The organism is Coprococcus phoceensis, from assembly GCF_900104635.1.
In the GTDB taxonomy this organism is placed as follows: Bacteria; Bacillota; Clostridia; order Lachnospirales; family Lachnospiraceae; genus Faecalimonas; species Faecalimonas phoceensis.
This window is the reverse complement of sequence record NZ_FNWC01000007.1, coordinates 1,238,367-1,263,640: the sequence shown is the minus strand read 5'-3', so window position 1 is coordinate 1,263,640 and position 25,274 is coordinate 1,238,367. Positions and strand designations below refer to the sequence as shown.

Below are 25,274 nucleotides of genomic sequence, written 5' to 3'. Positions count from 1 at the left end.
GAATAGGAGGACAAAGGATGGAAAACAAAGAAACGATGAATTTACAGCAAAAATTGATTGCAATATCAAATGAAATGCCCAAACTATTAAAAAAGCATTATTCAGACGAAGTAGATTACGATTTTGTAAAGATTGATGATATCTTTGAACTTTTAAATCCAGCGTTTACAAAGTATCACATCTGTTTGCAGGAATTGGAAGAAACAGATGCAACTTACAGCAAAGTTGATGGCAGTTGGATTTATACGGCAAAACTTACCTTCTTTATTGTCAATGCAGATTGTCTGAATGAAAAAGAACGGGTGAGTATCCAATTGGTAGGCGATCATCTGGATTCACCTGCAAAAGCGAAAGGGGCAGCATGGACGTATGGGTTTAAATACTTCTTTTTATATAAATTCCGTATGAAACAGGAAACAGAAGATCCAGATATGAAAGGTACACCACCAAATGGGCCGGACAAATCGAAAGGAAATGCAGAACAGAAAAAAATAGAAGTGCCGGTAAAACCACAGAAATCAGCGAAAGAGTCTTCTGATGTAATAGCAGACAGCCCTTTATCACAACCACCAGTGACAGATATGAATCAAAAGAAGGAAAACATCAAACAAGTAGATTTTCTTCCAGATCCTGCAGATTTTTTGAAAGAAAACGAAGCAGAAGATACAGGAGAAGATGCAGAATATCACGAGGTGGAGAGGGAAGAACAACAATACTTGGAACTGTCGGAAACATTGGAACCTTTGAAAACAGAAGAAGAGACAAAAAAATCAGAGGCAGGGGATATACAGCCAGAATTTTTAGGGAAAGATGGAGAAGGCATATCTGAGCATCTTTCTACAAAAGATTTGAAAGCCGACAAAGCAGTACAGGAACCTGAGAAAAAAGAAAATGTTTCAGGAGAAAAGATAAAAGAAGAGAAGAAGAAAGAAACAAAAAGTTCTTCTTTAAAATCTCAAAAAAATGAGGAGGATTTTGGACAGATGAATCTTTTGGATTTTTCAGCACATCAGCCAGAATCATCCGAGAAACAGGAAACAAAAACCAATGAGACAAAAACAGCAGATGAATCTCAAGAAATTGATAAAGAAGAGGACAGGAAAGAAGAATCGGTTATTTCCGAGCAGTCAGAAGATTTTGAAGCGGTAAAAGAAGAGGTTCCCTTTGAAGAGGTAGATGAAGATGACTTTTTCTTGCAGTTACAAAGAGATATGGAAAGTGAAACAGAGAAGAAACCTCTGACGGTAGAAGAAGCCAAAAAAGTAATCTGCCCTTATGCTTTGTTTGAAGGAAAAACATTTGGGGAGATGCTTGAAACAGAAGCGGGTTACCGGCAGTTGCAATGGTTTGCGAAGGAATACAGGGGGTCAGATTTTAAAATGAAAGAAGCTGCACAGCTTTTATTGGAAAGCTGTGAACAAAAAGCTGCTTAGAAAGTTAAAGAATAAGGAAGAGGCGTGCAGGTCATGCCTTTTCCGTTTTTATAAGGGGATATTTCCAGAAAGGTTAAAATGGTATGAAAAAAAGAAAGTGTACAGAATCTGATCCGGTTGCCCCGTTCACTATTTTTGATGTAGCAAAGATGCTGGATATGGAATTTTTAGAAAACTGTAAAAGTGGATACCAGGTAAAAGATACCCAGAATGCAGCAAATGTTGTATGTCCATTTTGTGGTGATGCAAGAGGAAAGGCAAGCATCTGTATCTGTGCAGAGGGAAAAATCATGAATGTCTTTCATTGTTTTGATTGTGGAACCGGCCATAATATGCTGACACTTTATGCGGAACTTTGTCATCTGACAGGAAAAGACCGGTATAAAAAGGCATACCGGGAAATTTATAGAAGAAAGCAGAAAGAACCCGGCAGAAAGAAAAAGACGCGGCAGGCAATGCAGGAAGAAAGCCAGGGGATTAAGAAACGGGCGAGAAAACAGAAAGAATATCTGGCTGAACCAGTGAATCTGGAACAGCGGCATCAGGTTTATAAAAAAATGCTCTCTTATCTGGAACTGAAGGAGTATCATCGCAAAGATCTGGAGAGAAGAGGGGCAGATAGGGAGATGATCCTGCACATGGAAGAAAAGGGATATAAAAGTACCAGTGAGGAGGATTCGCAACAGATCGCGAGACGGCTGATAAAAGAAGGATTCCGATTGGAAGGTGTTCCAAGTTTTTATATTAATTGGGAAGGAAACTGGGATCTTAATTTTTATGAAGGAAACAGAGGATATCTTTGCCCTGTTTATACGGTAGATAAATATCTGGCAGGATTTCAGATACGTTTGGATCATCCCAAAGGAAAAAATAAATATGTATGGCTTTCTAGTGCAAACCAGAAGAAAGGGTGTGGAATCAGCAGTATTGTAGGAGTATCTGAAAAAACTGAAGGCAGTGAGATTTATGTAACGGAAGGAATTTTAAAAGCAGAGATAGCCCATCAGGTATCCGGAAAAACATTCCTTGGAAATCCGGGGATTGGAAATTGGAGAGATTTGTATGAGGTTTTGCAAGTATTAAAAAAACGTGGACTTTCTTATGTGGAGGAAGTATATGACATGGATAAGCAGCTTAGGCTTGTCTGCGACCAAAAGTATAGTGAAATCTGTGAGGAGTGTGAAGACAGGAAGAAAAAAGGGAATCCGGATTTTGAATGTCCGAAAAAAAGATTGAAACGGGATACTATACGAAAAGGCTGTAACCATACATACCATATCTGTGAGGAACTTTCTCTATCCTGCAACCGTAATCAGTGGGACCTGGATCCGGACGGTTTATGGGCAGAACATGAAAAAGGGATTGATGACTGGCTGACAAAGGAAATCAGGGAAAATAGAAAATAGCTATTTTTAAAATGTGCAAAAGAGGAATTGCAAAAGCAGTTCCTTTTTTGCATGGTTTAAAGTGCCATGAGAAAGGAGAGAAGTGGATGATTCGGGATAGACCTTAAAGAAAAATGGGAAGCAGGGCAGTTTTTGATATGCAGCATATTCCCGAAAATGGAACTGCCCATTTGAAAAAACAACAAAGAGAAAGGAGAGATTGTTTATTGAAAACAACATGGAAAAACCGATGCACAGCAGGTTTTTTAGCAGTTTTATTAGGGTGTTCTTCCCTTTTGACAGGGGCAAGCAGTACTATGGCAGCATCAATAGAGCAGACAGAGAGTAAAGAGGAAACACAGGCAGAGGACATTACCATCAAGCAGGGGGAAACTTTTGACCCGGATTCAGACTTTACGGGTATTTCTGTAAAGGAAGGCGAAAAAATTTCCTTTGTTTTGGCAGCAGATAAAGATGGAAAATTGTTTGATGCAGATAGACCTGGAATGTATGACTGCATTTATCAGGTGCATAAACCTTCCGGGGAATCTTATGAGATTACACGAAAAATCATTGTAAAGGAATCGGGAAAAGAAGGAGAGAGTCCGAAAAAGGACAGGAAACAGAAGAAAGAACAAAAAAGCGGGGAGGAAGATACAGAGCCGGATGGCGCCAATATTGATACCAGTGCGTTAAAGGAAGAAACGGGGGTTTTATTTTCTGTTGTACCATCTTCCATAGAACAGGCGAGAGAAAAAGCTTCTTTAGTGAAAGGAAAGAAGATTGTATATCCAAGTGATTTAGGTTCTTACAGTACCTGTTATTTCTATGTCAATGACCGGATTGCATACTGTCTGGAATCAAACTTACAGTCCCCGCCTTCTTCCGATTATGTTGCTGAACTTTATGAAAGCAATTTAAACTTACAGAAGGTTTTGTATTACGGATATGGAGGACCGGGAGATTTAACTGGGGAATATCTAAAGAACTACAGCAATGACATCAAATATGTCCTGACACATTTAGCAGCAAGTTATTGTTACGGCGGAGCGGAGGTGGCATTCGTGGGCTGCACGCAGGACGGATTGAAACGCTATAGCGTCATGGAATATATCAATTACCTTTGCGGGCAGGAAGCACCGCCAAGTGCTGCCATCAGCCTTTCTTCCACAAAAGAAACAGCTTTTTTGGAAAGAGATATGCAGAAGACAAAGAATATTACATTGAATGGAGACCATAGAAATTATATCACCTTGCCTTTGCCAGAAGGAATTACCTATCATGATACAGCCGGAAAAGAACAAACAGGTGGCACAGTCAAAATCCATGGAGGAACCACTTTTTATTTTACAGCTTTAAAAACGGTACATGGAACATGGGAAAGCGGTAATCTGGGTGGCCAGGTAGGGGCACAATGGAAAACGTTGGTTGTTTCAACTGGATCTGGAAATCAGGATATTGGATATGGGGATTTTTATGAAGAACCGAGTGCATCGGTTTCCTTTTCCATTCAATGGATGGATATCGCTTGGGTTGAAGTGATCAAAGAAGACGCAAAGAGCAGTGTAAAACTTGCAGGGGCTGTTTTTGGAATTTATAGAGATCAGGCTTGTACAGATCTGATACTGAAGATGCCTCCTACCAATGAAAAAGGAGCAACCAAAGCGGAACTGACAAAGACACAGGATACGGTGTATATCAAGGAAATCACTGCACCGAAAGGGTATAAACTGAATACGAATTCTTATAATGTCAATCTGGAAGTGGCAAAAACACAGATGCTGACTGTGAAAAATGAGGAACAGAAAGGGAAAATAGTTGTACATAAGCAGGGAGAGAAACTGACTGGAGTATCCGGAGAGGAAGGAAACCTTCAGTTCCTTTATACAAATGCAGCATTTGCAGGAGCAAAATATAAGATTTATGCCGCTGAAGATATTTACAGTCAGGATAAACAGACAAAAATCTATCAAGCAGGAGATTTGGCAGCAGAAATGGAGACGAAAGAAGATGGAAGCTGTTCTTCGGGTATGCTGTACCTTGGAACTTATAAAGTAGTAGAACAGCAGGCACCAGATACGCTGACCATAGGGAAAACGGAAGAAGAACGTACCCATGTAGTAACCATTTCTTATGCGGGGCAGACAGTAGAAGTCGTTGAGGAAGAAACGCAGTATGAGAATGCTAGACCGAAGGTATCTGTGGAAGTACTGAAACAATCAATCAATGATGAGGCGGCTCTGAAAGGGGCAATTTTTGGTCTGTATGCAAAAGAAGATATTACCGGTGCAGATGGTTCTGTTCTGGTCACAAAGGGAACTTTGATCCAGAAAGCAGAGTCCGGCGAGAATGGAAAGGCTATATTTACTGTGGATATCCCAATCGGTTTTCATTATGAAGTAGAAGAAATTCAGGCTCCTTCGTTGTACTTCAAAGGGAATGGCAGTTATGAATTCTTTTATGAATATAAAAATGACAAAACGTATACATACACCTTTACACATACCTTCCAAAATAAAGAGGTACGTGGAGAAGTCCATATCAAGAAAATAGACAAAGATACACAGGACTCAGTAAGCCAGGGAGACGGAGATTTAAATGGGGCAGTTTATGGATTATATGCTGCAGAAGATATCCAACATCCAAATGGAAAGACAGGACTGCTTTATAAAAAGGATCAGTTAGTCATGCAGGGAACTATAGAAAAAGGTGTCCTGCATTTCAAAGACTTGTATCTTGGAAAATACTATGTACAGGAAATATCTGCACCGCCGTCCAATGCATATCTATTGGATAAAACGAAATATCCGGTGGAACTTGCGTATGAAGGACAGGATGTGGAAATCGTAAAGAAAAATGTAACGGTTTTGGAGACCATAAAAAAACAGGCATTCCAATTGATTAAAATCAGTGATGACGGAAACCAGACAGAAACAGAATTACTGGAGGGTGCCGGATTTAAAGTGTATCTGATCAGCGAGCTTTCAAAAGTAAAAGATGGTACCCTAAAACCAGACAATGGAGCAGAATTTGTTCCACAGGATTTTATTGGATATGATTTTAGTAAAGAGGAAACTGCTTCTTATTATCAAAATGGAGAGAAGATACAGACAGAAGAAATGTTTACGGACAAAAAGGGATATTTATGTTCCCCGGAACTTCCGTATGGAAAATATGTATGTATCGAAAGTACCGTTCCGGAAAATATGGAAGAGATTCAGCCGTTTTTGGTTACCATTGATGAGGACAGCAGAGAACCACAGGTATGGCGTGTCTTTAATGACCGTCCAATGCAATTCTATTTTAAAATCATCAAAAAGGATGCTCAGACTGATCTCCCGATTTTAAAGAATAGTGCCCATTATAAAATCTATGATGTGGAGAAAAAGAAATATGTCACGATGAAAGTACGGTATCCAAAACCGGAAACCATTGAGGTGTTTGAAACAAATGAGGAAGGCTATCTTCTGACACCAGAACCGTTAAAAATGGGTACCTACCGGATTGAAGAAGTAAAAAGCCCAGAACTGTTTGTGCAGACAGGATTTGAGCAGGTGTTAAAAAAGGGAGAGGAAATACTTCCTTTAAATGAGGTGACAAAAGAAGGAACTTATGAAAAAGCTCCAAGAAAATCCATTACCATCAAAGTAGACAGCAATACCGTACATGAGGTGGAAGAAGAAACTGGAAAGTATATTGTAGTCGTGGAAGTAAAAAACGATGAGGCAGTAGGAAGCCTGACAATCCAAAAAACAGGAGAGGTGCTTATAGGTGCCGAAAAAATAACAGACCAGATACTGACAAAATTAAAAAATGGTCTGGCAAAAGTAGTCAATAAAGTGTCCAACCTGTTTACTGGAGAAGATGCTATGGAAACGGAAAAAGGATATGAGTTTGAGTATGAAGAACAGGGGCTTGCTGGGGCAGAATTTTCTATCCATGCAAGAGAAACCATTTATTCGCCAGATGGGCAGATGGACAGTGAGGGCAACCGGATCATACGTTTTGAAAAAGATGCATTGGTTGGAACAATTGTAACAGATGAAAAAGGAAAGGGAACTTTAAATAATCTTCCGATTGGCAAATTCTATATCAAAGAGACTAAAACAGGAGATTCCTTTGTGCTAGATCCAGCCGAACAGGATTTTGAAATCACCTATAAAGGACAAGAAGTGGCAGTTGACTATGTAACAAAGGAAATCAAGAATCAACGGCAGAAAGTGGAAATTGAAGTGCTGAAAAAATCGGAAGCCACAAAAGAGCCACTGGAAGGGGTTTCATTTGGATTGTATGCAGGAGAAGATATTGTAAATGCAGCAGGAAAAGTTGTGGTGAAAAAAGATGAACTGGTAGCAGTTGAAAAAACAGATCAAGAAGGAAAATTGAAGTACTCGGATACCATTCCACACGGGAAATATTATCTGAAGGAACTGGAAGGTCTGCCAGGATATCTACCATATGAAGAGAAGATTGAAATTGATGCTTCTTATACGGATCCGGAATTGGAAGTGATTTCTATACAAAAAGAAGTGGAGAACCAGCCGACGAAAGTTGAAGTTACAAAAACAGACATTACTGGAGAAAAGGAAGTGGAAGGTGCCAGACTACAGATTCAAGATGAAGAAGGCAACGTAGTAGAAGAGTGGACTTCTACAAACGAATCGCATATCATTTATGCATTAAAACCGGGTAAGTACATACTTCACGAAGAGCAGGCTCCAACAGAAAACGGATATGTGAAAGCAGAAGATGTGGAATTTACCGTAGAGGAAACCGGAGAAATCCAGAAAGTTTCCATGAAAGACGATCATAGCAAGATTGAAATTACAAAGACGGATATTACCGGAGAACAAGAAATCGAAGGTGCTAAGCTGCAAGTACTGGATGAAGAAGGAAATGTGGTAGAAGAATGGATCTCTACCAAAGAACCATATCGTATCGAATATCTGCAGCCGGGGAAAACCTACGTCCTTCATGAAGAAGCTGCACCGGAAGGATTTTTGATTGCAGAAGATGTAGAATTTACCGTAGAGGAAACTGGAGAAGTACAGAAAGTTTCCATGAAAGATGAAGTACCAATGGGACAGTTGGTGATTAAGAAAACAGATGCAGAAGATCAGACGTCACTTGCCAATGTAGAATTTGAACTGAAAAATAAAGAAACAGAAGAAGTAGTTGGAAAACTTACTACAGATAAAGATGGCGTTGCAACCAGTGAACTGCTGCCAATTGCTACTTATGAAGATGGGAAGGCAGTAGCACCGATCACTTATGTATTATCGGAGACAAAACCATTGGACGGATATGAAAAACATACGGAAACTTATGAAATCACATTCAGTTATGCAGATGCCAAAACAAAAGTCATAGAAGTGGTAAAAGAAATCCAGAACAAGAAACTTCCAAAGACACCGGAAAAATCAGAGGAAGTAAAAACAGGAGATACTACCATGATTCTGTTACCGATTGGTATTGCAGTACTGACAGTAGCTGGTATCGGTATTGTCCTTTGGAGAATCAGACGCACTAAGAGATAAAAAGTATTTGGAAATGATAGAACACTAGACCTGCGGGGTGGTGTAAAGAACATTTCTGGATGCTTTACCAGAAGATTTCGGGGGCGGTACCGGACCCCGCAAGTGAAAGGAAAGGTGATGCAGAAGCGAAAGAAAAGAATTTAAAAGTTTTTATAAAAGAGTAAGTGGGAATGAAGCGGAAAAATGCAAATATCCGATCAGACTGGATACCTATGGCTGTGGCTGTATGCACAATTGTTCCTATTGTTATGCACGCAGCCTTTTGGATTTCCGCGGGCTTTGGAATGCAGAAAATCCGAGAGTGGCAGATATCCAGAAAATCCGGAGAAAATTGGAAAAAGTGCCACCGGGAACCATTTTAAGACTTGGAGGCATGACAGATTGCTTTCAGCCGGTGGAACGTCAGGAACAGGTTACCTATCAAACCATAGAACAGTTAAATGAATATGGCATTGGGTATCTGATTGTGACAAAATCCCATCTGGCAGGAGAGGAAAGATACCGGAAACTTTATGATCCGAAACTGGCACATATCCAGATTACCATTACCTGCTTTGATGATAAAAAGGCGCTTGGATATGAAAATGCAAGCAGTCCGTCAAAGCGGTTAAGGGCATTGTTAAAGCTACAGGAAGAGGGCTTTGATGTTACGTTACGATTGAGTCCTCTGATTGAAGAATATTTGGATTTTGATTACTTAAATAGGCTACCGGTAAATAAAGTTTTGGTAGAATTTCTTCGGGTAAATGGGTGGATGAAAAAATGGTTTCCGGATCTAGACTATCAGAACTATGTTTTGCGTCAGAGTGGATACTGGCATTTACCGTTGGAAGAAAAAATCAGGATATTGGAAAAAATTCATCTTCCGTTAACGGTCTGTGAAGATGTCACAGAACATTATGAATATTGGAAGCAGCATATCAATCCAAACCCAGTGGATTGTTGCAATTTAAGAAAATAAGAGACATAAGTGTAGGCGGTAGTATATCAATTTTGGTATGCTACCGCTTTTTTACGTTGGAGGTAAGCAGATGAAAAAAGAATACTTTTTACTTGGGATATTAAGCGTGATCTTGCTGGTAGCAGGAGTCTGGATTTGTCAGATTATCAGTGAATACCAAAAATCAGAACAGGAATATGAAAAGTTGCAAGAATATGTGAAAGTAGAAAAGAATACAAAAGAACCAGAAGATATGAAGCCGGAAACTACAGAAGATGATAAGGAAAAAGAAAAGCCGGAAGAAACCGTAACGGTCGATTTTGCAGCTTTACAGGAAATCAATCCAGATGTTGTAGCATGGATCAGAATTCCAGGGGTACTGGAATATCCAGTGGTAAGAGGGGGAGACAATTCCTATTATTTGAACCATACGGTGCAAAAAACTTACAATATTGCGGGCAGTATTTTTTTAGATTACCGGAATGAACGGGACTTTTCAGATAGTAAGAATATTATCTATGGCCATAATATGAAAGATGGAAGTATGTTTCATGTATTGAGAAATTATCAGGATATTGATTTTTTCCAGAAGCACACGGATATGGAGGTTTATTTACCGGATGGAAGAACTTTGAACTATCAGATTACAACTTGTGAACAGGTGTCGGCAGATAGTGAGATTTATCAGATAGAAAGAGGATATGTTGAGGATAATAAGGGAAATGAAATCATATTGTCTACCTGTAGTGCAAAAGCAAATGTCAGAATTATTATAAAAGCATATTTGAAAGAAAAAACATCATGAAGATACCAGAAACAAGATATTAAAAAAGCAGATTGGAAAAGGAGGATACTAGGTGTATTTAATTGAAATTATATATGTCTTTTTGACTATCTTTTTATATCTTCTTAAATGTCCGCAAAGCCTTATTTTATCGGCTCTACGGGCATTTTGCTTTTGTGGTAAACCTCACATATCTAGGTCTATCTTCTTATATTTTCGCTATCAAGCGTGGTTAAAATCGTGGTAAATACTTTTTATGCAATTAGACGCTGAACCTCTGATTTTGCAGTATCTATGGACGCATGAGCATACCAGTTCATTGTGATACTGATATTTGAATGCCCCATGATATACTGTAAATCTTTCGGGTTCATGTTCTTGCTTGCCAGCCTTGTGCAGAACGTATGACGTAGCGTATGCGGTGTGATATGTGGCAAGGGGTTATCCTTATGGTGCTTGTTGTATTTCTTTACCATACGGACAAATAAGGCGTTGTAATCAATCGCAACTTTGGGCTTGCCCTTATGATTGACAAATAGAAAGTTGCTCCGTCCGTCTATCACAAATGGTTCTGCCTTTGGGCGTTTCTTCATAACCCGTTGAAATGCTTGTATCGTTTCCTTGCTTAATGGCACTTGCCTTGTTCCGCTCTTTGTCTTAGGCGTTTCAATATAGTAGCCCTGTTCCTTGCTCTTTAATAACTGGTGGTCGATAATCACAACTTCATTCTTGAAATCAATATCGGCTACTGTCAGTCCGCACAGTTCCGAGATACGAAGTCCAGTCTTTAACAGTATCAGCACATCATCATAATACTTGTGATACACATTGTCCGTCTTGATGAATGAGAGTAGGGCTTGTTCTTGCTCCTCTGTCAATGCCACTTTCTCTTTGGTATCATTTTCTAGGACTTCACTTAACTTGAAATCAAAGGGATTTTTCCTTACACAATCGTCTTGTATGGCGATATAGAATGACGCTTTTAACGAGCGTTTATGGTTGTTAATGGTATTGTAGGAAAAGCCTTTGTCTTTCATGCGTAACGCCCATTCCTTAGCGTCAGAGGGTTTTATCATATCAATGCTCCTAGCACCTAACTTATCCTCTTTCAATAACCGCATGAGTTGTTCCCGTTGTTTTATTGTGCTTTTCTTCACGTTTGCCCTCTGTGCGTTCTGTTTGGCGTAGAGTTGGCAAAGCGTCATTTTCTTGCCTGTGCTGTCGATACCGTCCTCAATATCCCGTCTTATCTGCTGTTCCAGTTCACGAAGTGAGGGTTTTTCCCGTTTTCCCTTTGGTGTCGGGTCTGTGGGTGTCAATCTCCAAGCATACACATATTTTGTGTTTCCAAATGCGTCTACATATTTATATAAGTATTTTCCGTCTGTTCGTTGGCTCTCTCCAGTATGCAGGATACGTCCTTTGCTATCCCGTCTTTTTTCTTTCATGGTGTCTGCTCCTTTCCTTGTTGGAAAGAGCCTTGATATGACTTGTGTTCATCATAACACATACAAGGCTCATTTGCATTAGATTGCGTCCAATTTGTCAATGACCTTTTCAAACTGTCGGCGTTTAATCTGTATGCGGTTGCCATTCATAATGAGCCAGCCAGCGTCCTTGTTTTCCTCTGCCAATCGTCTTAACTTGTTTTCTCCGATACGGAAATACTTTGACGCTTCTTCAATGGTAAGGGTGTATTTTTCCCATACAGGAATATCGTTGTTATTCATCAGATACCCCCTTTCCCATGTTTCGTGTCATACTGGATATAGGGGATAAGGTCGGTGCGGTCTATCCTCTGTAAGTGGGCGGTTAGTTTACTGGAAAGGGAATTGCTGTATCTTGCCTTATCAAGCATAGTTCCCACTTTTTCCAGTCCACCTAATGCGTCATGTTCTTCCAAGAAGTAAAAACTTTTCACAGCGGAAATCACGCCACCCTCTGTGAGCCATTGCTGTGTTTCTTCAAGAGAATTATGTAGTTTCGGTACTTGCAGTTTTAAGACTTCCACAGCCCCTAAAAAGCGTTCCCAAAACCGACACGTTTTCCATCTGCTCTTATTACTTTCATTTCTGTTTGGCACGACAAAGCGTAGGTTGTTTGCCAATAGCCCGAAAGCCAGTTCTCCCAGTTCCAGCGGTCTGTCCTTGAATGTCATGGCAAAAGCATGAGCCTTATCATCACGCAGTTGCATTTCTGTCCGTTTCCAACTGCCGACTTCATCAAGTGTCTTATTATGTTTTGAACAGACTTCCTTATCTTTATCATAAAAGCGGTAGGACAATCCCGATTTACCAGCACCGATATAAACAGTCTTTGCGGTGTCGAAATCATCAAACTTGCTTTCGTCAAAGTGGTAGCCCTCACTATTCGAGATAAATTCCTCTTTTTCGCATTTCTTCTTTATCTGCTCTATGGTAAAGAATGGCTTTTCGTTCTTATCATCAATGGCAATATCAAGTCTTGTGAAATGGAAATTATCCAGTCCGTATCTTCGCTCACAGCGTCGGAACATATCTCCAAAGGTACTATTCCTACTGTCGAGAATACGGAAAATATCATCACAACCTCTGCCAGTCATAACAAGATAACAGCCTAGCCCTTGTTGGTTGTCCTCTGTCTTTCTTGCGTCCCCCGATACATAAATATCTCCAATCTGCCAGCGTGCTTGATAAGTCTTGAATTTTATCGTTGCTGGATAAACATTGAAAATGTCAGTCGGTAAACCTAAAATGTGCATGATGACATCTTCGGCGGTTGCAGTATCAAATACAATGCTGATGTAATCAATCTTAACGGATAAATTTTTGTGTGTAGTTATAGTGCATTGCTCCTTTCGTATGCCCCATTTTTTGCGGGGTAAAAATTGTGTTTTGTCCTTTATTTATCACAGTTTCTAGGTACTATGACATGTATGCGCAGGGCGGTGTTACATATACGCCCTCTGCGAACGCCGAAAGGCGTTCCCTTTCTTCCTGTGTCTGCTCCGTTCTTAACGCTCACGTGCCTTTGGAGGCACGTGGCTAAACGAAACAGCCCCAGTCAGAAACCTTATTTTCGGTCTGATAGTCCATGCTTATTCATGCTATCAAAGTGAAAATATATCTTTTCTGTGCTTACTCAAGCGTGTGATTGACCCTAGCGTGCTTAATCATTCTATCCGATACGATAATAACGCCATTAGAATTACTTGTCAAGAAGTTTTTGTTGACTTTTTGATGTATATTAAGTATGATATGCTTATAAATACCAAGAAAAGCAATGAAAGGAGTGTTTATACTAAGTCATGGAGCATTACGAAAAGAAAATCAGTTTCTTAGGAGAGAACATACAGACCATAAGAAAACACAGGAAAATGAAACAGCAGGAGCTTGCGGACAAAATCGGTATCAATATGCAGAGCCTTTCCAAGATTGAAAGAGGGGTAAACTATCCTACCTTTGATACGCTGGAAAAGATAATGGACGTGCTGGGAGTAACGCCCAATGAATTATTGTCGGGAAAATGGAAGTATGTTAATCAAGCCGAAAAGGAAGTCTGCCAGTTTTTAAGGACGGAAGAACGCCTAAATGCAGAGTTGAAACACGGACATTATGACAACTTCTTTGACAGCGAAGAAGAATGGCTGGAATATGAGTTAGAAAAGTTAAGGGAGTATATTACCGATTATATTAACGGAAAGAGCATTGAAGCGTCAGACCTTTACCAAATCAAAGAATTTATCCAGCATTTGAAATTCCAAAAACTACTAGACCGCTATGATGATTTATACAGTATGGATATGTTTGGGGAAAGCACAGAGGGACATAAGTATAAAACTCCTTATCAAGTGGTAAAAATGATAAACCCCAATTCAAAAGAAGATATGGAATTATTACGGGAAGTATTGAAAAATAACCATTTTGATGATGAGGACGAGTAACTTTTTTCCTCTTTGTAGAAGATACAGCAAACAAAAAGCCCAGTAAAGAGTGCAAAGCACCACCAATGGTGGCAAGGCTCTTGACAGGGCTTTTCCTTTTCTGTGGTGGGTAATCAAGAGGAAGAAAGAGCAGGTATATTTTATTCTTGACATTATAATGTCATGTTTTATATGATGAATTAGAGGAAGTGAAAGAATATGCAAGAAAGCAGATTATTTAGAATTGTTTATTACTTAATTGAAAAAGGGAAATCAACAGCCCCAGAATTAGCCCAAAAATTTGAAGTATCAGCAAGAACAATTTATCGAGATATTGATGTTATTAGCAGTGCAGGTATTCCTATTTATGCTACACAAGGCAAAAACGGCGGAATTATCATTGATGAAAATTTTACTTTAGATAGGTCAATGCTATCAAAAAAAGAAAAAGAGCAAATATTAAGTGGTTTGCAGGCATTGTTTGTCGCAAATAGCAACAATACAAATGAATTATTAACAAAATTAGGAGCACTTTTCCATCTAAAAACAACGAACTGGATTGAGGTTGATTTTTCGGACTGGATACAAGGACAACCTGCACAAAACATTTTTAATGATATTAAGACTGCTATTTTGGATAAGTATATTATTTCTTTTGAATATTGTAGCAATAGAGAGCATACTGTTTTCCGTTACATACAGCCTCTAAAACTTATTTTTAAAAGCAAAGCGTGGTATGTGTATGGATTTTGTATGCTTAGAAAAGACTACCGCCTTTTTAAACTCACAAGAATTGAACATCTTAAAATTACAGAAGAACACTTCACACCACCCGATACTATTCCTTCAGTCGATACATCTATAAAGCAAGAAGACATTATTACTGTAACTTTGAATTCTCACTTGAGGTATTTTAAGGGATTTAATAACTGTTATATCTTGTTATAAAAATCTCGTCAAAACCTTGAAAATACTAAAGTTTTTGTGGGTGTCCTCTCCGTCACATCTTGTATCGTGTTATATCGTTTTACCCTTGGTTATGAACTCTGATAAGGGAAAAAACAATGGAAAGAAAATCTGGTAACAACTTATAACAAATTATAAAAATGGCAGTTGGAACTGGATGAAATGCTTATAATACATTTCTATGAAAGGAAGGATAAGATGAGATTGGTATATGCAGATTATAACCCTCTTACAAATAGTATTGATGTAACTACATTTGAGAATTACATATTGCGAATTGATTGTAATAAGGCAGAGGATGGATTAAGAACTACTCTTTGCTCACAAAATTCACTTAATGCTTTGGCGATAGATGAGCCATTGGAATATGCTCGCCTTGCTTTGGACGGTGAAATGCAGGCATGGGTGGATGCGATTGATAGTTTGGCAGTCTGGTGATTTCTATAAATGTTTTTTGATAAAATGTTGGCAGAATATCTAGGCTTGGTGTGATAAAATAAAAGAAATTAACTTACTAGAGAATTATCGAGTAGGAGATATTTGGCAATTTAATAGCTTTGCCTACTATGTGCGTGACAAGGCTATTCTTGGAGAGGAGATTTATTCAGGGATTATAAGTTGAAAAACTTGATTTTAAGCGGATGCTACGGAAAGTAGCGTCCGTTTTTTGATTTGTAAACAGGTGTTGGTGGTGCTACTTTTTCATTTTGTGTAAGATGCGAGTGTAAATCAAAATACTGATGGAGGCATTGTTATGAGTAACAAAAAAGAAATCATTATCAAGGCAACTAAACTTAAAAAGAGTTTTATCACAGGTGACACAGAGCAGACAATTTTTGAAAATCTAGACCTTAATATATATAGGGGTGACTTTACTGTGATTATGGGTAGTTCAGGTGCAGGCAAGTCCACACTGATGTACTCCCTTTCGGGAATGGACAGGCCCAGCTCGGGCGAGGTTGTTTGGAACGACAAAACAATTACATCTTTAAGTGATGATAGGCTGGCAATTTTCAGACGAAAGAACTGTGGTTTTGTTTTTCAGCAAATCTATCTTCTTGATAAGATGAGCCTTATGGATAATGTACTTACGGCGAGTGCATTGTCAGGAGCAAGCAAAAAGGACTCAGTGAAATATGCCAAAGAGCTTTTCGAGCTTGTTAATATTCCTGAGATAACACGCAAAAAGTTCCCATCTCAGGTGTCGGGCGGTGAGGCTCAGCGAGCAGGCATTGTAAGGGCAGTTATAAATAAACCCGAGATTCTCTTTGCCGATGAGCCCACCGGAGGGGTTCAGTTAGTAGTATAACAATCACAAAAAAATAATATGAATGTTTTTGTCATGGTCAACACGGATTTCCTTGACAATGGAACGCCACAATTCACGCCTCTCCGGTATAGACAAAGAATCATACACACTTTCAAAATCCATTTTCAAAAAGTTTTTCAAATACGATAAATCCTTGACAGGTCGGGAATCCTCTGCATTTATTTTCTCAAGCTGCATCAGCAGTTTTTCTCTATCAAGTTTGAACTCGTCCATTGTTATGAGGTCGTTCAAATATAGGTCTTTCAATTTCTGCATTTTTCCCTCAACACTCCGGCGTTTGGCATCGGTACGCAATGCCGGAAGATTTGCAACCTCGTATTCTGCAATATATTTCTCAAGTTCCGGACGGATGCGGTCAAGCAACATACTCTCAAGAGTTGTCTCAAAGACGAGTTTTCGGTTCGGACAGCGGTGCAGATTCACACCCTGCCGACAGCGATATACACTATATTTGTATGTGATGCGTGTTCCGTCTGCACGAACACGACCTCTTGCACGTTGCTGACATCCGCTCATGATGTGGTCGCAGTCATCGCAGACAACAAGACCGCTGAAAATATAATCGTGCTTTTTCCCGCTCTTGATGTTGATTTTGAGAAGTCTCTGCACATCATAGAAAAGGTCATGGTCGATGATAGCAGGACAATACTCTTTGTTGTCACGAAACTCACCGATGTATTTCGTATTTGTGAGCATATTTTTGAGACTGGCAGCAGAACGGACAAGTCCGAACTCACTCTCCATGTACCGGAGTGTCATGCTCAAGTTTCCGGTCTTACGGTAGTATTGGAAGATAGCAACGGCGGTCGGAGCGTCGTCATCCGGTACAAGGTGTTTATTTACAATCTTATATCCGAGAGGGGTTGAGCCGGAAAGAACCTCCCCGTTGTCAACTTTGTCATCGAACACGCCGAGGATTCGGTCGGAATCATTTTGAGCCTCAAGTTCTGCCCATATCATTGAATTATTAACGAAAGCACGACCGTGAGGGGTTGAGGTGTCAAAATAAGGCTGCTCAATGGCAGTCCATGAAACACCGTGCTTGTCAAGAATGTCCTGCGTGTTCAGATAATGACGGAGGTTTCTGAACCAACGGTCAAGACGGGTGAAAATAATGAGGTCAATTCTACCTGCACGGACATCATCAATGAGGCGTTGAAAGTCGTCTCGTTTCAATTTCTGTCCGGAGATTCCGTCATCAATGTATGTGTCAACGAGAATCATGTTCTCATGACTGTCTATGTATTTTTGACCTGTCGCTAATTGGTCACGCATGGAATCTCCGTCCTTGACCTGTTTGTCAGTTGAAACACGGATATAGATTGCCACACGGAGCAGGATTTTCTCGACAGGAGCGGTTGTTTTACGTCGCATTTTATCAACTCCATTCAAAAAAGGTATAAAAATAAAACCTATGCACAAGCACGGTTTTATGATAAAATGAGACTTGCGGGTGACATTTTATCAATCGTGCTTGTACGATAGATATATGTTATCAAAGAGCGGTTTCCATTGGCGTGGAGGCTGCTCTTTTTTATTACAAAAATTCGATAACGACATCAAATCAGTGCGAAATTTCATTCTGTACACTTTCCTTGAGAAAGGAGGTGAGCAGGATGAAAATTCTCGTTTGGGAAATGAGAACCTCAAAGGGGTTCACATTGATGGAGTTATCGAAGAAATCCGGAATCGGAAAATCTACGATAAACAACATCGAAAACGGTAAGGTGTCGCCGACATTATTTCAGCTTGAAATGATAGCGATTGCATTAGGCGTGAAAATCACCGACCTGTTTGAATCCGAATACAAATAATTGTATCACATTGCAGCGGGATTCCGGCAGCAGGAGGAGCGATTTCCACGATTATGGAAATCAACCTCGATATTTCCACAATGATGGAAATATATGATACACTGTAATCGGAAAGGGGGTGTTCCCCTTGAATTACAAAGAGGCTATTGTTGAAATAGTCGGGAAGATACAAAACGAACGCATCCTCAAGAGGATATATAAATTCGTGGCGTATCTATACACCCATGAGGCTGACAGTTGAAAAGACTGTCAGTCTTTTTCTTTATTATTTTGTGTGAACTCAATCGCTTTTTTCATTAAGTGGTCGAGTGCAGCGATGTCCTCGTCGCTCAACTCAAGCATGAATTTGAAAAGGTTTTTTCGTGCCTCGTCCTCACCCGCCATGATGCGGTCAATGCGTTCGATGAAATCATCGTCGCTGTCGATGAACATTTCTCCCTCACCAGTGGTCAACCACATATAATCAACACTGAACTCACGGCAGATAGATTTTGTCATGTGTTCGGAGAAAGACCTGCGACCGTTTTCTAAATCAGATACAGTCGACTTTCCAACACCTATACGCTGACCGAATTTCTCAAGGGTAAGGGATAAAGTCTTTCTTAATTCTTTGACACGTTCGCCTTGCGTCATACTGAATCACCTCCTCTGTTTTCTAAAGCATAACACCCAACGAAACAAAAATCAATAAAAAAGTTCGCAAAAAGGAAAAAGTGTATTGACAAAGTTCTGAAATAGGAATATGATGTACGCAAAGAGAACAACAGGGAGGTAAAACAGGATGGTGAAACACATTAAAGTGAACAGCATATCAACAGCGTGGGAAGTCGCAGCGAGCATTTTCCCGACAGACTACAAAAAAGACGAGGAAAGCAGCAAAAGAGCAGGTTATCCGATTTACACAACAACCTCACCGGACGAGAGTTTTTCCGGATTCCACATTTCAGACCTCAACACTCGATTAGAGGTAAGCATGGGAGCAGAAACGGCGATGATTTGGGTTGAGGAAAACGAGGAGGAGACATTTGAAATTGTAGTAAAAGGATTGACCGAGGAGGAAAAAGAAAGCCTCAAGGAAGTGGTTGACAAGGAAATCCGCAGAATCAAATACCGGAGACATAAGGCAGAAACCTCAAATCTCCGGTACGTGATAGACCTAAATTTATAACAGATTAGAACTCATGTGAACAGCAGTTGCGATTTGCTCATTGAGTTCGGATTCATTTTCGGGTGCATAGATATTTTCAAACTCTATGCACTCCGAAGAATCAAAAGCACAGAGAGAGAGTTCTGCGGGAACAGGCTCTCCACCGTCGGAATCGTCAAGAGGCTCAAGAATGGAAAGTTGCACATATTGTTTTCCGGTGCGACGAGCATCTTGAACGAGGGAACGGAGTTCCGAAATACTAACAATGATTGAATCTCTCATGAAATCACCTCCTTGCAATGATTATACAATGCAGGGCGGGAAAATAAAAGCCGAAACGGGGCAGCAGTCGCCCCGTCAGCGTCCGGATGGCGACCGACGCTCTGACGATGGCAAGCCGAGAGACAGCGTCAGCGATACCGTGGGAAACATGGCAGCGGGTGGACTTGCTAAAAGGTTCACGGTTGGTCAACAGGTTTTCAATGATTTTTTAAGGTGAAAAGTCATAACACGGTAGACATAGCCGGAAAGCAGGTGGACGAGATGCAGAGACCGAGAGAACCACCAGTGCAGGAAATCACATAAAACACTATCAACAGAGGAGGTGTTGAATCATGACGAGAAACGAGAAAAAGACGGCAATCGAGAACATGGCAGAAAGATTCATGAATATTTCTGACCTTGAGGGAAAATCAATGGCAATCATGGTCATGTCTGCATACGCAGAGGGCAAGGCAGCAGGAAAAGTCGAGGAGCGTCGCAGATGGGAACAGAAAGAGGCGGTTGCAACGACCGCCTAACCGAACACGAAAACAACAGGCAAGAGCCTTTTTAATAGATTGGAGGTGCAGCAGGTGAGTGAACAGAACATCAAGAAATTTTATGAGACATTAGCGAGAATCATTTCTGAACGTGAGCAGGTGAAAATCACCGTGAGCGTCTCAAAGAAAGAAAAAGCAGCATAAAGACAAAAAAACGGATGACCGCTGCGAACGGTCATCCGTGTGTCAATCGGTGTCGATTGATATGTTTCAAACTAAGAATATTATATCAAATCTGACACGAAAAAGCAACTCAAAAACGACCGGAAAGGTCGGGAAAACAAAGGGTTTTCGGAGGTTTTGTCGTCCTTGTAATAGATACTAACAAGTCTACGAAAACATAACAGGAGGATTGTGTCAGATGGCAAGAAAAAGAGGGATGCAGTTTATCCCGTATGATTATGAGGCAGCATATAACAAGGCGATGGAGGACATGCATGAATGGTTCATTGAGAACCTGTTCCAACATCGAAAGAAAGTGATATATGCACTCAAAGAGATAACAGCAGGAGACCAGTTTGAAATTGAGATATATCCACAGTTCCGGAGTATGGATGAAGTACCTCCGGAGGGGAGGACAATCAAGAAAGACAACAACAAGGCTCAAAAGAATCTGAATGACAAGAACGCAAGGAAATACGTTGAGAGGTTAATCAACGAGAATTTCAGCGACTGTGATATTTGGATGACATTGACCTATGATGACGCACACCTCCCGCCGGACGGGGATGTTGATGCAGCAATCAAGAATGTGCAAAAGTACATCCGACGCATCAACTATCAGAGGAAAAAGAGGGGTCTCCCGAACGCAAAATATGTCTATGTGACCGCATACAATCCGGATGCGGAAATCAGATGGCATCATCACATTGTCATGGATGGTGCTTTAGACATGGAGACGGTTGAATCCTGTTGGAAACAGTCAAGCAGGAATGAGGTTCGCAGGTTGCAGACGGACGAAAACGGTCTGTCCGGTATGGCGAATTATATTGTCGAAGAAAAGAACCGTGTTCCGTCAGAAAAGAGATGGAACAGTTCGCAGGGATTGAGAGACCCACGAATCAAGGTCGTACACTCCAAACGTCCGGCAGCAGGAGGCAGCTATAAAAAAATAGGGTCATTTGTTGACGGTATGGTCAAAGATAGGGATTCAATACCGGAGATATTAAAAAAGTGGTATCCGGACATGGATTTCACGAACGCAAATGTGTACTACAACGATTTTAACTGCATGTTTTACATACATGCACGAATGAGGAAAAGGAGGATACAAAGTGAAAAGACGGAAAAGACAGGCAAGACATGCAGGACGACGTGATGCGTTCCATTTGACAATGATTGCGGTATTGATGACGGTGTTGTGCTTGATGATAGTGAATATCAAAGAACCGGAGCAGACCGAGGAGGAGCAGCCGGAGACGACACATGCGGAAGTGGTACAGAATCCGGAAACAATCGTGCAGACAGCAGAGGAGACCGAAAGCAAATACAAGGTTTTCGATGGTATGTCCGAGGACTGGGGGAGCGATGACCTTGAGGGATTCGTGCTTTATAAGTTACCGGAACAGTATGCGGATAAAGGCTATTTTCCGGAAAAAATGCAGATATACACAAGATGTCTATGCAAGCAAAATGACGTTCCCTATGCCCTTGTACTGGCAATCATCGAGCATGAATCCGGATATGAATTTGACAAGGTCGGAGACGGCGGGCAGTCAAAGGGATATATGCAGATATATGAGAAATGGCACACTGACCGGATGAAACGGTTGAACTGCACCGACCTCATGAACCCATATCAAAATGTGAGGGTCGGGATTGATTTCCTGTCGTACCTGCTCAAGAAATACGGCACGGTGCAGGATGCACTTGCAGCGTACAACTACGGTGAAAAGGGTGCGAGGGAACATTTGTGGAGCAATGGCGTGTATGTCTATTCATACAACAGTGCAATCATGCAGAGAATGAAAGAGATTGAGGAGGTGGTCGGGAAATGAGTTTTGACTGGCGACCGGAATCAAAAGACAGGTATTTCAGAAAAGCCGAGGCAGCAGTCAAGGCAGCGGGATTCGATGACATCCTGCAAATCAGCAAAGAACAGTTTGCAATCACGAAAAGCACGGTCAAGGTGTATTTCAAGCCGATTCCGAGAGAGGGAAAGACCCGCCGATGGTGGGAGGCAAAGAAAAGCATCACAGGGATGCAGGAGCAGTCCGGAGGGCGTGACGAGTTCGGCAGGAAAAAGAAAACCATTTTTATTCATGCCTATATGGTTTTAGAAATGGAGGAACAGGACAGGTGAGGGCAGGAGAAATCATTGAAAGAATCAGATACATGCTCAAGGTCAAGGACTGCAAACATGTATGTCTGTTCTGCGAATATTATGACATGTGCAAAGAGGAGGCGAAAGCGAATGAACATGAGATATGCAAAGAGAAGTGAGGATACGGAGCAAATCAACGTCGTGTCATGGGCGGGATGGAACATGAGCCGTTATCCGGAATTAAAGTGGTTGTTCCATGTACCAAACGGAGGAAGTCGAAACAAGCAGGAGGCAGTCAAATTCAAACAGATGGGTGTCAAAGCGGGTGTTTCTGATTTGTGCCTCCCATATCCGAAAGGCTCATACTGCGGGTTATTCGTTGAAATGAAATTCGGGAACAACAGACAGCAGGACACGCAAAAAGAGTTCCTTGCGGATATGGCAGCAGCCGGACATTTTGTTGCAACCTGCTATTCAGCAGAGGAGGCAATCAAGGTCATTGAGGAATATCTGAATTTGTCGGATGCGGTACATATGGAGAGAAATCTGAACATGAGCATCCCGAACAACAGCATCCTCAAGGACGGGAAAATCAAGAATTGAGGAGAAAAGCGATGAAAGTATTGATTGCGTTAGGTATTGCAGCGGTTGTCATGCTTGCGATGGTATTTCTTGCGGTGATTTTATTCGTGGCAGCAGTTGCGGTCGATATAGCGTCCGAATTTATGGACTAAAAAATATAACAGGATAACAGGAGGAAACAACATGAGAATTATTGCAGTAATGTCACCAAAGGGAGGAATCGGAAAAACGACGACATCCGATTCAATCGCCTATATGTTGGGCGAGGAGCAGGGAAAGAGAGTGCTTGTGTTAGACGGAGACCCGCAAGGCGATACATCAAAGACGTTCGGGGTATTTGAACCGGACGGAATCGGAATGAGTGAGCTGCTTGAGAAACATGAATGTGTCGGCGGTACATACAAAACGGGTGATTTGATTCGCCCGACGGAATACTCACACGTTGACATCATTCCGGCGAACGGCTATCTCATGAAAACGGACATGAATCTGCTGCTCAAGTCGGAGGACAATCAAGTCACAAGGATGCGTGAGGCGTTGGAGGAGGTCTCCGATGCATACGATTATTGCATTTGTGATTGTGGTCGACTGCTTGACATGGTAGTCATCAATATTCTGATTGCAGCAGAACTCGTCATCGCTCCGGTAAAGGTCGGAGGATATGAAATCGAGGCATTGCAGAACCTTGAGGAACAGATTGAGGACTTGAGAGACATCAATCCGGATTTGAGAATCAAGGCACTCATGACAATGCGACAGAAAAACAAGACCTCTCTTGAGGTTGAGGAATGGTTGAAAGCAGAATCCGGATTTGACATGTTTGTCACGCCGATTCGCCGTTCCATCATCGCAGAGAAATCCACAACAGCAATGATACCGCTCCCGAAATTTTCAAAGCGTGGGATTGTGTCTCAAGATTACAGATGCGTTGTGCATGAGTTGCTCAAGGAAATGGAGGGGTAAGGCATGGAAAACGAGACAATACAAATCCTTGAATTGTTCGGAGGAATTGGGTCGCCTCGATGTGCCTTGAGAAATTTGAACATTCCAACGAAAGCAATCGACTATGTGGAAATCAATGAAAAGGCGGTGCGTTCGTACAATTCAATGTTCCGTGAGGAATTGGCATATAAAACACAAACGGTTGCCGGATGGAATCTGAAACCGGACATTCTGATTCACGGTTCGCCCTGTCAAGATATGAGCATTGCAGGGCATCAAGGAAAAGCCACAGGCGAGGGCAGAATCAACAGAGGAAAAGGTTCAGACGAGGGGAGCGGAACACGTTCCTCCCTCATGTGGGAGACAATACATATCATTGAGAACATGGGCGAATGGCGACCTCGTTATGTAATATGGGAAAATGTGAAGAATGTGAAATCAAAGTACATGAGACCGAATTTTGACAGATACATGGTTGAAATGGAGCGGTTAGGATATACGAATAATTTCGAGACACTGGATGCAAGAGAGTTCGGATTGCCACAGGCAAGAGAGCGAGTGTTCACGGTTTCTGTTCTGAATGGAGAAAGATTTGAGTTCGATGACCTTATAAGAACACCGATGCGAAACTTGCAGGAATTTCTTGAGGATGATGCAAGTGTTCCGGATGTCTACGATGTGACGCAACCGTCCGTCCTTGCGTGTATCGGAGAAAAGGGCATCCGCAGGGCAACGGTTATCACAGATTGTGCATATACCATCACAACAAGACAAGACCGGACACCTGCACAAGTCATTGACCGAGGCGGTGGACGCTATCGTTATTTGACCGAGCGTGAGTGTTGGCGATTGATGGGGTACACGGACGAGGATTTTGACAGGGCGAAAGCAGTACAGGAAAGAAACGGCAAGTATTACAAAGCATTATACGACCAAGCAGGAAACAGCATCGCCGTTCCAATATTCGAGAGCATATTCAGAAAAATAATTTTGCATGAGGTCGCATGAGACCGGAAAGAGAGGAAAGCACATGGGAAACATCGTGAAAACAGCAAAATGCAGATTCTGCGGTCAGATGACGCAGATTGAGGCAGATGAAAAACTGACAGCAGCACAAGCAGAGGAACAGGCAACAATGACATGTAACTGCACCGAGGCGGTCGAGTATCAGAAAGAGAAACAGAGGAAAGAAAAGGCAATGATGAATGTGTCTGCCTTGTTTGGAGAGAACGCAGCACCGGACAAGAGATGCGGTGAGGGCATCGTGAACATCTTAAAGGCAGCAGTCGAGGAGATTTACACCGGAGGACTTGCGAAAGTCACATTGAACCTCCGAGGGGGGGTCAAAGCATCAATTTCACAGAATGCAAAGGGTGAAATCAACGTCGAACGTACAGAGACAAAGAAACAGAAACTCACAGAGTAATAA

General features: G+C 41.2%; 26 protein-coding genes. 20 read left to right on the top strand and 6 right to left on the bottom strand.

The window, feature by feature from the left end; translation table 11 throughout:
* The first annotated feature begins 17 nt into the window (after positions 1 to 17).
* The 5 genes from BQ5364_RS09855 (at position 18) to BQ5364_RS09835 (ending at position 10,100) form a co-directional block, all read left to right on the top strand.
* Positions 18 to 1,433 carry an ERF family protein gene (locus tag BQ5364_RS09855; protein WP_071144237.1) on the top strand — a complete coding sequence of 472 codons (1,416 nt, stop codon included), beginning with the start codon at positions 18 to 20 and terminating at the stop codon, positions 1,431 to 1,433.
* Between the two features lie 83 nt (positions 1,434 to 1,516).
* Positions 1,517 to 2,839: a hypothetical protein gene (locus tag BQ5364_RS09850; protein WP_071144236.1), complete on the top strand. Its 1,323-nt coding sequence runs from the start codon at positions 1,517 to 1,519 to the stop codon at positions 2,837 to 2,839.
* A 113-nt stretch (positions 2,840 to 2,952) separates the two neighbouring features.
* Positions 2,953 to 8,355, top strand: coding sequence for a SpaA isopeptide-forming pilin-related protein (locus tag BQ5364_RS09845; protein ID WP_071144235.1), 5,403 nt, complete (start codon positions 2,953 to 2,955; stop codon positions 8,353 to 8,355).
* 226 nt (positions 8,356 to 8,581) lie between these two features.
* Positions 8,582 to 9,316, top strand: a complete 735-nt coding sequence (locus BQ5364_RS09840; RefSeq protein ID WP_235837159.1) for an SPL family radical SAM protein — start codon at positions 8,582 to 8,584, stop codon at positions 9,314 to 9,316.
* A 70-nt stretch (positions 9,317 to 9,386) separates the two neighbouring features.
* Positions 9,387 to 10,100 (top strand): class B sortase, encoded by a 714-nt coding sequence (locus tag BQ5364_RS09835; protein WP_022250362.1) that lies wholly within the window; start codon positions 9,387 to 9,389, stop codon positions 10,098 to 10,100.
* Between the two features lie 233 nt (positions 10,101 to 10,333).
* Here the strand turns inward: BQ5364_RS09835 and BQ5364_RS09830 are convergent, their stop codons facing one another.
* The 3 genes from BQ5364_RS09830 to BQ5364_RS09820 all read right to left on the bottom strand — a co-directional run bounded on the left by BQ5364_RS09830 (position 10,334) and on the right by BQ5364_RS09820 (position 12,870).
* Complete coding sequence (locus BQ5364_RS09830; RefSeq protein WP_055221872.1) at positions 10,334 to 11,527, bottom strand: site-specific integrase; 1,194 nt, start codon at positions 11,525 to 11,527, stop codon at positions 10,334 to 10,336.
* 78 nt (positions 11,528 to 11,605) lie between these two features.
* Positions 11,606 to 11,809, bottom strand: a complete 204-nt coding sequence (locus tag BQ5364_RS09825) for an excisionase (RefSeq protein ID WP_002610247.1) — start codon at positions 11,807 to 11,809, stop codon at positions 11,606 to 11,608.
* Positions 11,809 to 12,870, bottom strand: a complete 1,062-nt coding sequence (locus BQ5364_RS09820) for a replication initiation factor domain-containing protein (RefSeq protein WP_328585598.1) — start codon at positions 12,868 to 12,870, stop codon at positions 11,809 to 11,811. The genes BQ5364_RS09825 and BQ5364_RS09820 overlap by 1 nt, the downstream gene beginning before the upstream one ends.
* A gap of 495 nt (positions 12,871 to 13,365) precedes the next feature.
* On the opposite strand from BQ5364_RS09820, the gene BQ5364_RS09815 reads away from it, so the two are divergent.
* The 4 genes from BQ5364_RS09815 (at position 13,366) to BQ5364_RS09800 (ending at position 16,255) form a co-directional block, all read left to right on the top strand.
* Positions 13,366 to 14,001 carry a type II toxin-antitoxin system RelB family anti-toxin gene (locus BQ5364_RS09815; protein WP_071144233.1) on the top strand — a complete coding sequence of 212 codons (636 nt, stop codon included), beginning with the start codon at positions 13,366 to 13,368 and terminating at the stop codon, positions 13,999 to 14,001.
* Positions 14,002 to 14,199: 198 nt separating this feature from the next.
* Positions 14,200 to 14,928, top strand: a complete 729-nt coding sequence (locus BQ5364_RS09810) for a helix-turn-helix transcriptional regulator (protein ID WP_083382807.1) — start codon at positions 14,200 to 14,202, stop codon at positions 14,926 to 14,928.
* Positions 14,929 to 15,144: 216 nt separating this feature from the next.
* The gene (locus BQ5364_RS09805; RefSeq protein ID WP_071144232.1) at positions 15,145 to 15,384 is read left to right on the top strand and encodes a DUF6061 family protein; all 240 of its coding nucleotides are present in this window, start codon (positions 15,145 to 15,147) and stop codon (positions 15,382 to 15,384) included.
* 316 nt (positions 15,385 to 15,700) lie between these two features.
* Positions 15,701 to 16,255 carry an ABC transporter ATP-binding protein gene (locus BQ5364_RS09800; RefSeq protein WP_071144231.1) on the top strand — a complete coding sequence of 185 codons (555 nt, stop codon included), beginning with the start codon at positions 15,701 to 15,703 and terminating at the stop codon, positions 16,253 to 16,255.
* Between the two features lie 3 nt (positions 16,256 to 16,258).
* Here BQ5364_RS09800 and BQ5364_RS09795 read toward each other — a convergent pair whose 3' ends face one another.
* Positions 16,259 to 17,650 (bottom strand): recombinase family protein, encoded by a 1,392-nt coding sequence (locus BQ5364_RS09795; RefSeq protein ID WP_207646118.1) that lies wholly within the window; start codon positions 17,648 to 17,650, stop codon positions 16,259 to 16,261.
* 242 nt (positions 17,651 to 17,892) lie between these two features.
* Here BQ5364_RS09795 and BQ5364_RS09790 point away from each other — a divergent pair, with 242 nt between their 5' ends.
* Positions 17,893 to 18,090 carry a helix-turn-helix domain-containing protein gene (locus BQ5364_RS09790; protein WP_055296883.1) on the top strand — a complete coding sequence of 66 codons (198 nt, stop codon included), beginning with the start codon at positions 17,893 to 17,895 and terminating at the stop codon, positions 18,088 to 18,090.
* Positions 18,091 to 18,339: 249 nt separating this feature from the next.
* On the opposite strand, the gene BQ5364_RS09785 is transcribed toward BQ5364_RS09790, so the two are convergent.
* On the bottom strand, positions 18,340 to 18,723 hold the full coding sequence (locus BQ5364_RS09785) for a helix-turn-helix domain-containing protein (RefSeq protein WP_071144230.1): 384 nt from the start codon (positions 18,721 to 18,723) through the stop codon (positions 18,340 to 18,342).
* 148 nt (positions 18,724 to 18,871) lie between these two features.
* Between BQ5364_RS09785 and BQ5364_RS09780 the strand changes: the two genes are divergently transcribed.
* Positions 18,872 to 19,258: a hypothetical protein gene (locus BQ5364_RS09780; protein WP_071144229.1), complete on the top strand. Its 387-nt coding sequence runs from the start codon at positions 18,872 to 18,874 to the stop codon at positions 19,256 to 19,258.
* Here the strand turns inward: BQ5364_RS09780 and BQ5364_RS09775 are convergent.
* On the bottom strand, positions 19,253 to 19,519 hold the full coding sequence (locus BQ5364_RS09775) for a hypothetical protein (protein ID WP_071144228.1): 267 nt from the start codon (positions 19,517 to 19,519) through the stop codon (positions 19,253 to 19,255). The genes BQ5364_RS09780 and BQ5364_RS09775 overlap by 6 nt on opposite strands.
* Before the next feature lie 332 nt (positions 19,520 to 19,851).
* Between BQ5364_RS09775 and BQ5364_RS09765 the strand changes: the two genes are divergently transcribed.
* The 9 genes from BQ5364_RS09765 to BQ5364_RS09730 all read left to right on the top strand — a co-directional run bounded on the left by BQ5364_RS09765 (position 19,852) and on the right by BQ5364_RS09730 (position 25,271).
* Positions 19,852 to 20,037 carry a hypothetical protein gene (locus tag BQ5364_RS09765; protein WP_071144226.1) on the top strand — a complete coding sequence of 62 codons (186 nt, stop codon included), beginning with the start codon at positions 19,852 to 19,854 and terminating at the stop codon, positions 20,035 to 20,037.
* Between the two features lie 382 nt (positions 20,038 to 20,419).
* Positions 20,420 to 21,376 carry a rolling circle replication-associated protein gene (locus BQ5364_RS09760; RefSeq protein ID WP_071144225.1) on the top strand — a complete coding sequence of 319 codons (957 nt, stop codon included), beginning with the start codon at positions 20,420 to 20,422 and terminating at the stop codon, positions 21,374 to 21,376.
* Positions 21,333 to 22,055, top strand: coding sequence for a lytic transglycosylase domain-containing protein (locus BQ5364_RS09755; RefSeq protein ID WP_071144224.1), 723 nt, complete (start codon positions 21,333 to 21,335; stop codon positions 22,053 to 22,055). Before BQ5364_RS09760 ends, BQ5364_RS09755 begins: the two co-directional genes overlap by 44 nt.
* Complete coding sequence (locus tag BQ5364_RS09750; protein WP_071144223.1) at positions 22,052 to 22,360, top strand: hypothetical protein; 309 nt, start codon at positions 22,052 to 22,054, stop codon at positions 22,358 to 22,360. The genes BQ5364_RS09755 and BQ5364_RS09750 overlap by 4 nt, the downstream gene beginning before the upstream one ends.
* Complete coding sequence (locus BQ5364_RS17940; RefSeq protein WP_159431684.1) at positions 22,357 to 22,500, top strand: hypothetical protein; 144 nt, start codon at positions 22,357 to 22,359, stop codon at positions 22,498 to 22,500. The genes BQ5364_RS09750 and BQ5364_RS17940 overlap by 4 nt, the downstream gene beginning before the upstream one ends.
* A complete protein-coding gene (locus BQ5364_RS09745) occupies positions 22,472 to 22,924 on the top strand; it encodes a VRR-NUC domain-containing protein (RefSeq protein WP_071144222.1) in 453 nt (150 codons plus the stop codon). Before BQ5364_RS17940 ends, BQ5364_RS09745 begins: the two co-directional genes overlap by 29 nt.
* A gap of 162 nt (positions 22,925 to 23,086) precedes the next feature.
* Positions 23,087 to 23,866 carry a ParA family protein gene (locus BQ5364_RS09740; protein WP_071144221.1) on the top strand — a complete coding sequence of 260 codons (780 nt, stop codon included), beginning with the start codon at positions 23,087 to 23,089 and terminating at the stop codon, positions 23,864 to 23,866.
* A 3-nt stretch (positions 23,867 to 23,869) separates the two neighbouring features.
* Positions 23,870 to 24,853, top strand: coding sequence for a DNA cytosine methyltransferase (locus tag BQ5364_RS09735; protein ID WP_071144220.1), 984 nt, complete (start codon positions 23,870 to 23,872; stop codon positions 24,851 to 24,853).
* Between the two features lie 22 nt (positions 24,854 to 24,875).
* Positions 24,876 to 25,271, top strand: a complete 396-nt coding sequence (locus tag BQ5364_RS09730) for a hypothetical protein (RefSeq protein WP_021925166.1) — start codon at positions 24,876 to 24,878, stop codon at positions 25,269 to 25,271.
* Positions 25,272 to 25,274 lie beyond the last annotated feature (3 nt).

Bases quoted from the DNA above. Each gene is read 5' to 3' on its own strand.
- BQ5364_RS09855 (WP_071144237.1), top strand. From the start codon at position 18: ATGGAAAACAAAGAAACGATGAATTTACAGCAAAAATTGATTGCAATA.
- BQ5364_RS09850 (WP_071144236.1), top strand. From the start codon at position 1,517: ATGAAAAAAAGAAAGTGTACAGAATCTGATCCGGTTGCCCCGTTCACT.
- BQ5364_RS09845 (WP_071144235.1), top strand. From the start codon at position 2,953: ATGGGAAGCAGGGCAGTTTTTGATATGCAGCATATTCCCGAAAATGGA.
- BQ5364_RS09840 (WP_235837159.1), top strand. From the start codon at position 8,582: ATGCACAATTGTTCCTATTGTTATGCACGCAGCCTTTTGGATTTCCGC.
- BQ5364_RS09835 (WP_022250362.1), top strand. From the start codon at position 9,387: ATGAAAAAAGAATACTTTTTACTTGGGATATTAAGCGTGATCTTGCTG.
- BQ5364_RS09830 (WP_055221872.1), bottom strand. From the start codon at position 11,527: ATGAAAGAAAAAAGACGGGATAGCAAAGGACGTATCCTGCATACTGGA.
- BQ5364_RS09825 (WP_002610247.1), bottom strand. From the start codon at position 11,809: ATGAATAACAACGATATTCCTGTATGGGAAAAATACACCCTTACCATT.
- BQ5364_RS09815 (WP_071144233.1), top strand. From the start codon at position 13,366: ATGGAGCATTACGAAAAGAAAATCAGTTTCTTAGGAGAGAACATACAG.
- BQ5364_RS09810 (WP_083382807.1), top strand. From the start codon at position 14,200: ATGCAAGAAAGCAGATTATTTAGAATTGTTTATTACTTAATTGAAAAA.
- BQ5364_RS09805 (WP_071144232.1), top strand. From the start codon at position 15,145: ATGAGATTGGTATATGCAGATTATAACCCTCTTACAAATAGTATTGAT.
- BQ5364_RS09800 (WP_071144231.1), top strand. From the start codon at position 15,701: ATGAGTAACAAAAAAGAAATCATTATCAAGGCAACTAAACTTAAAAAG.
- BQ5364_RS09795 (WP_207646118.1), bottom strand. From the start codon at position 17,650: ATGCGACGTAAAACAACCGCTCCTGTCGAGAAAATCCTGCTCCGTGTG.
- BQ5364_RS09790 (WP_055296883.1), top strand. From the start codon at position 17,893: ATGAAAATTCTCGTTTGGGAAATGAGAACCTCAAAGGGGTTCACATTG.
- BQ5364_RS09785 (WP_071144230.1), bottom strand. From the start codon at position 18,723: ATGACGCAAGGCGAACGTGTCAAAGAATTAAGAAAGACTTTATCCCTT.
- BQ5364_RS09780 (WP_071144229.1), top strand. From the start codon at position 18,872: ATGGTGAAACACATTAAAGTGAACAGCATATCAACAGCGTGGGAAGTC.
- BQ5364_RS09775 (WP_071144228.1), bottom strand. From the start codon at position 19,519: ATGAGAGATTCAATCATTGTTAGTATTTCGGAACTCCGTTCCCTCGTT.
- BQ5364_RS09765 (WP_071144226.1), top strand. From the start codon at position 19,852: ATGACGAGAAACGAGAAAAAGACGGCAATCGAGAACATGGCAGAAAGA.
- BQ5364_RS09760 (WP_071144225.1), top strand. From the start codon at position 20,420: ATGGCAAGAAAAAGAGGGATGCAGTTTATCCCGTATGATTATGAGGCA.
- BQ5364_RS09750 (WP_071144223.1), top strand. From the start codon at position 22,052: ATGAGTTTTGACTGGCGACCGGAATCAAAAGACAGGTATTTCAGAAAA.
- BQ5364_RS09745 (WP_071144222.1), top strand. From the start codon at position 22,472: ATGAACATGAGATATGCAAAGAGAAGTGAGGATACGGAGCAAATCAAC.
- BQ5364_RS09740 (WP_071144221.1), top strand. From the start codon at position 23,087: ATGAGAATTATTGCAGTAATGTCACCAAAGGGAGGAATCGGAAAAACG.
- BQ5364_RS09735 (WP_071144220.1), top strand. From the start codon at position 23,870: ATGGAAAACGAGACAATACAAATCCTTGAATTGTTCGGAGGAATTGGG.
- BQ5364_RS09730 (WP_021925166.1), top strand. From the start codon at position 24,876: ATGGGAAACATCGTGAAAACAGCAAAATGCAGATTCTGCGGTCAGATG.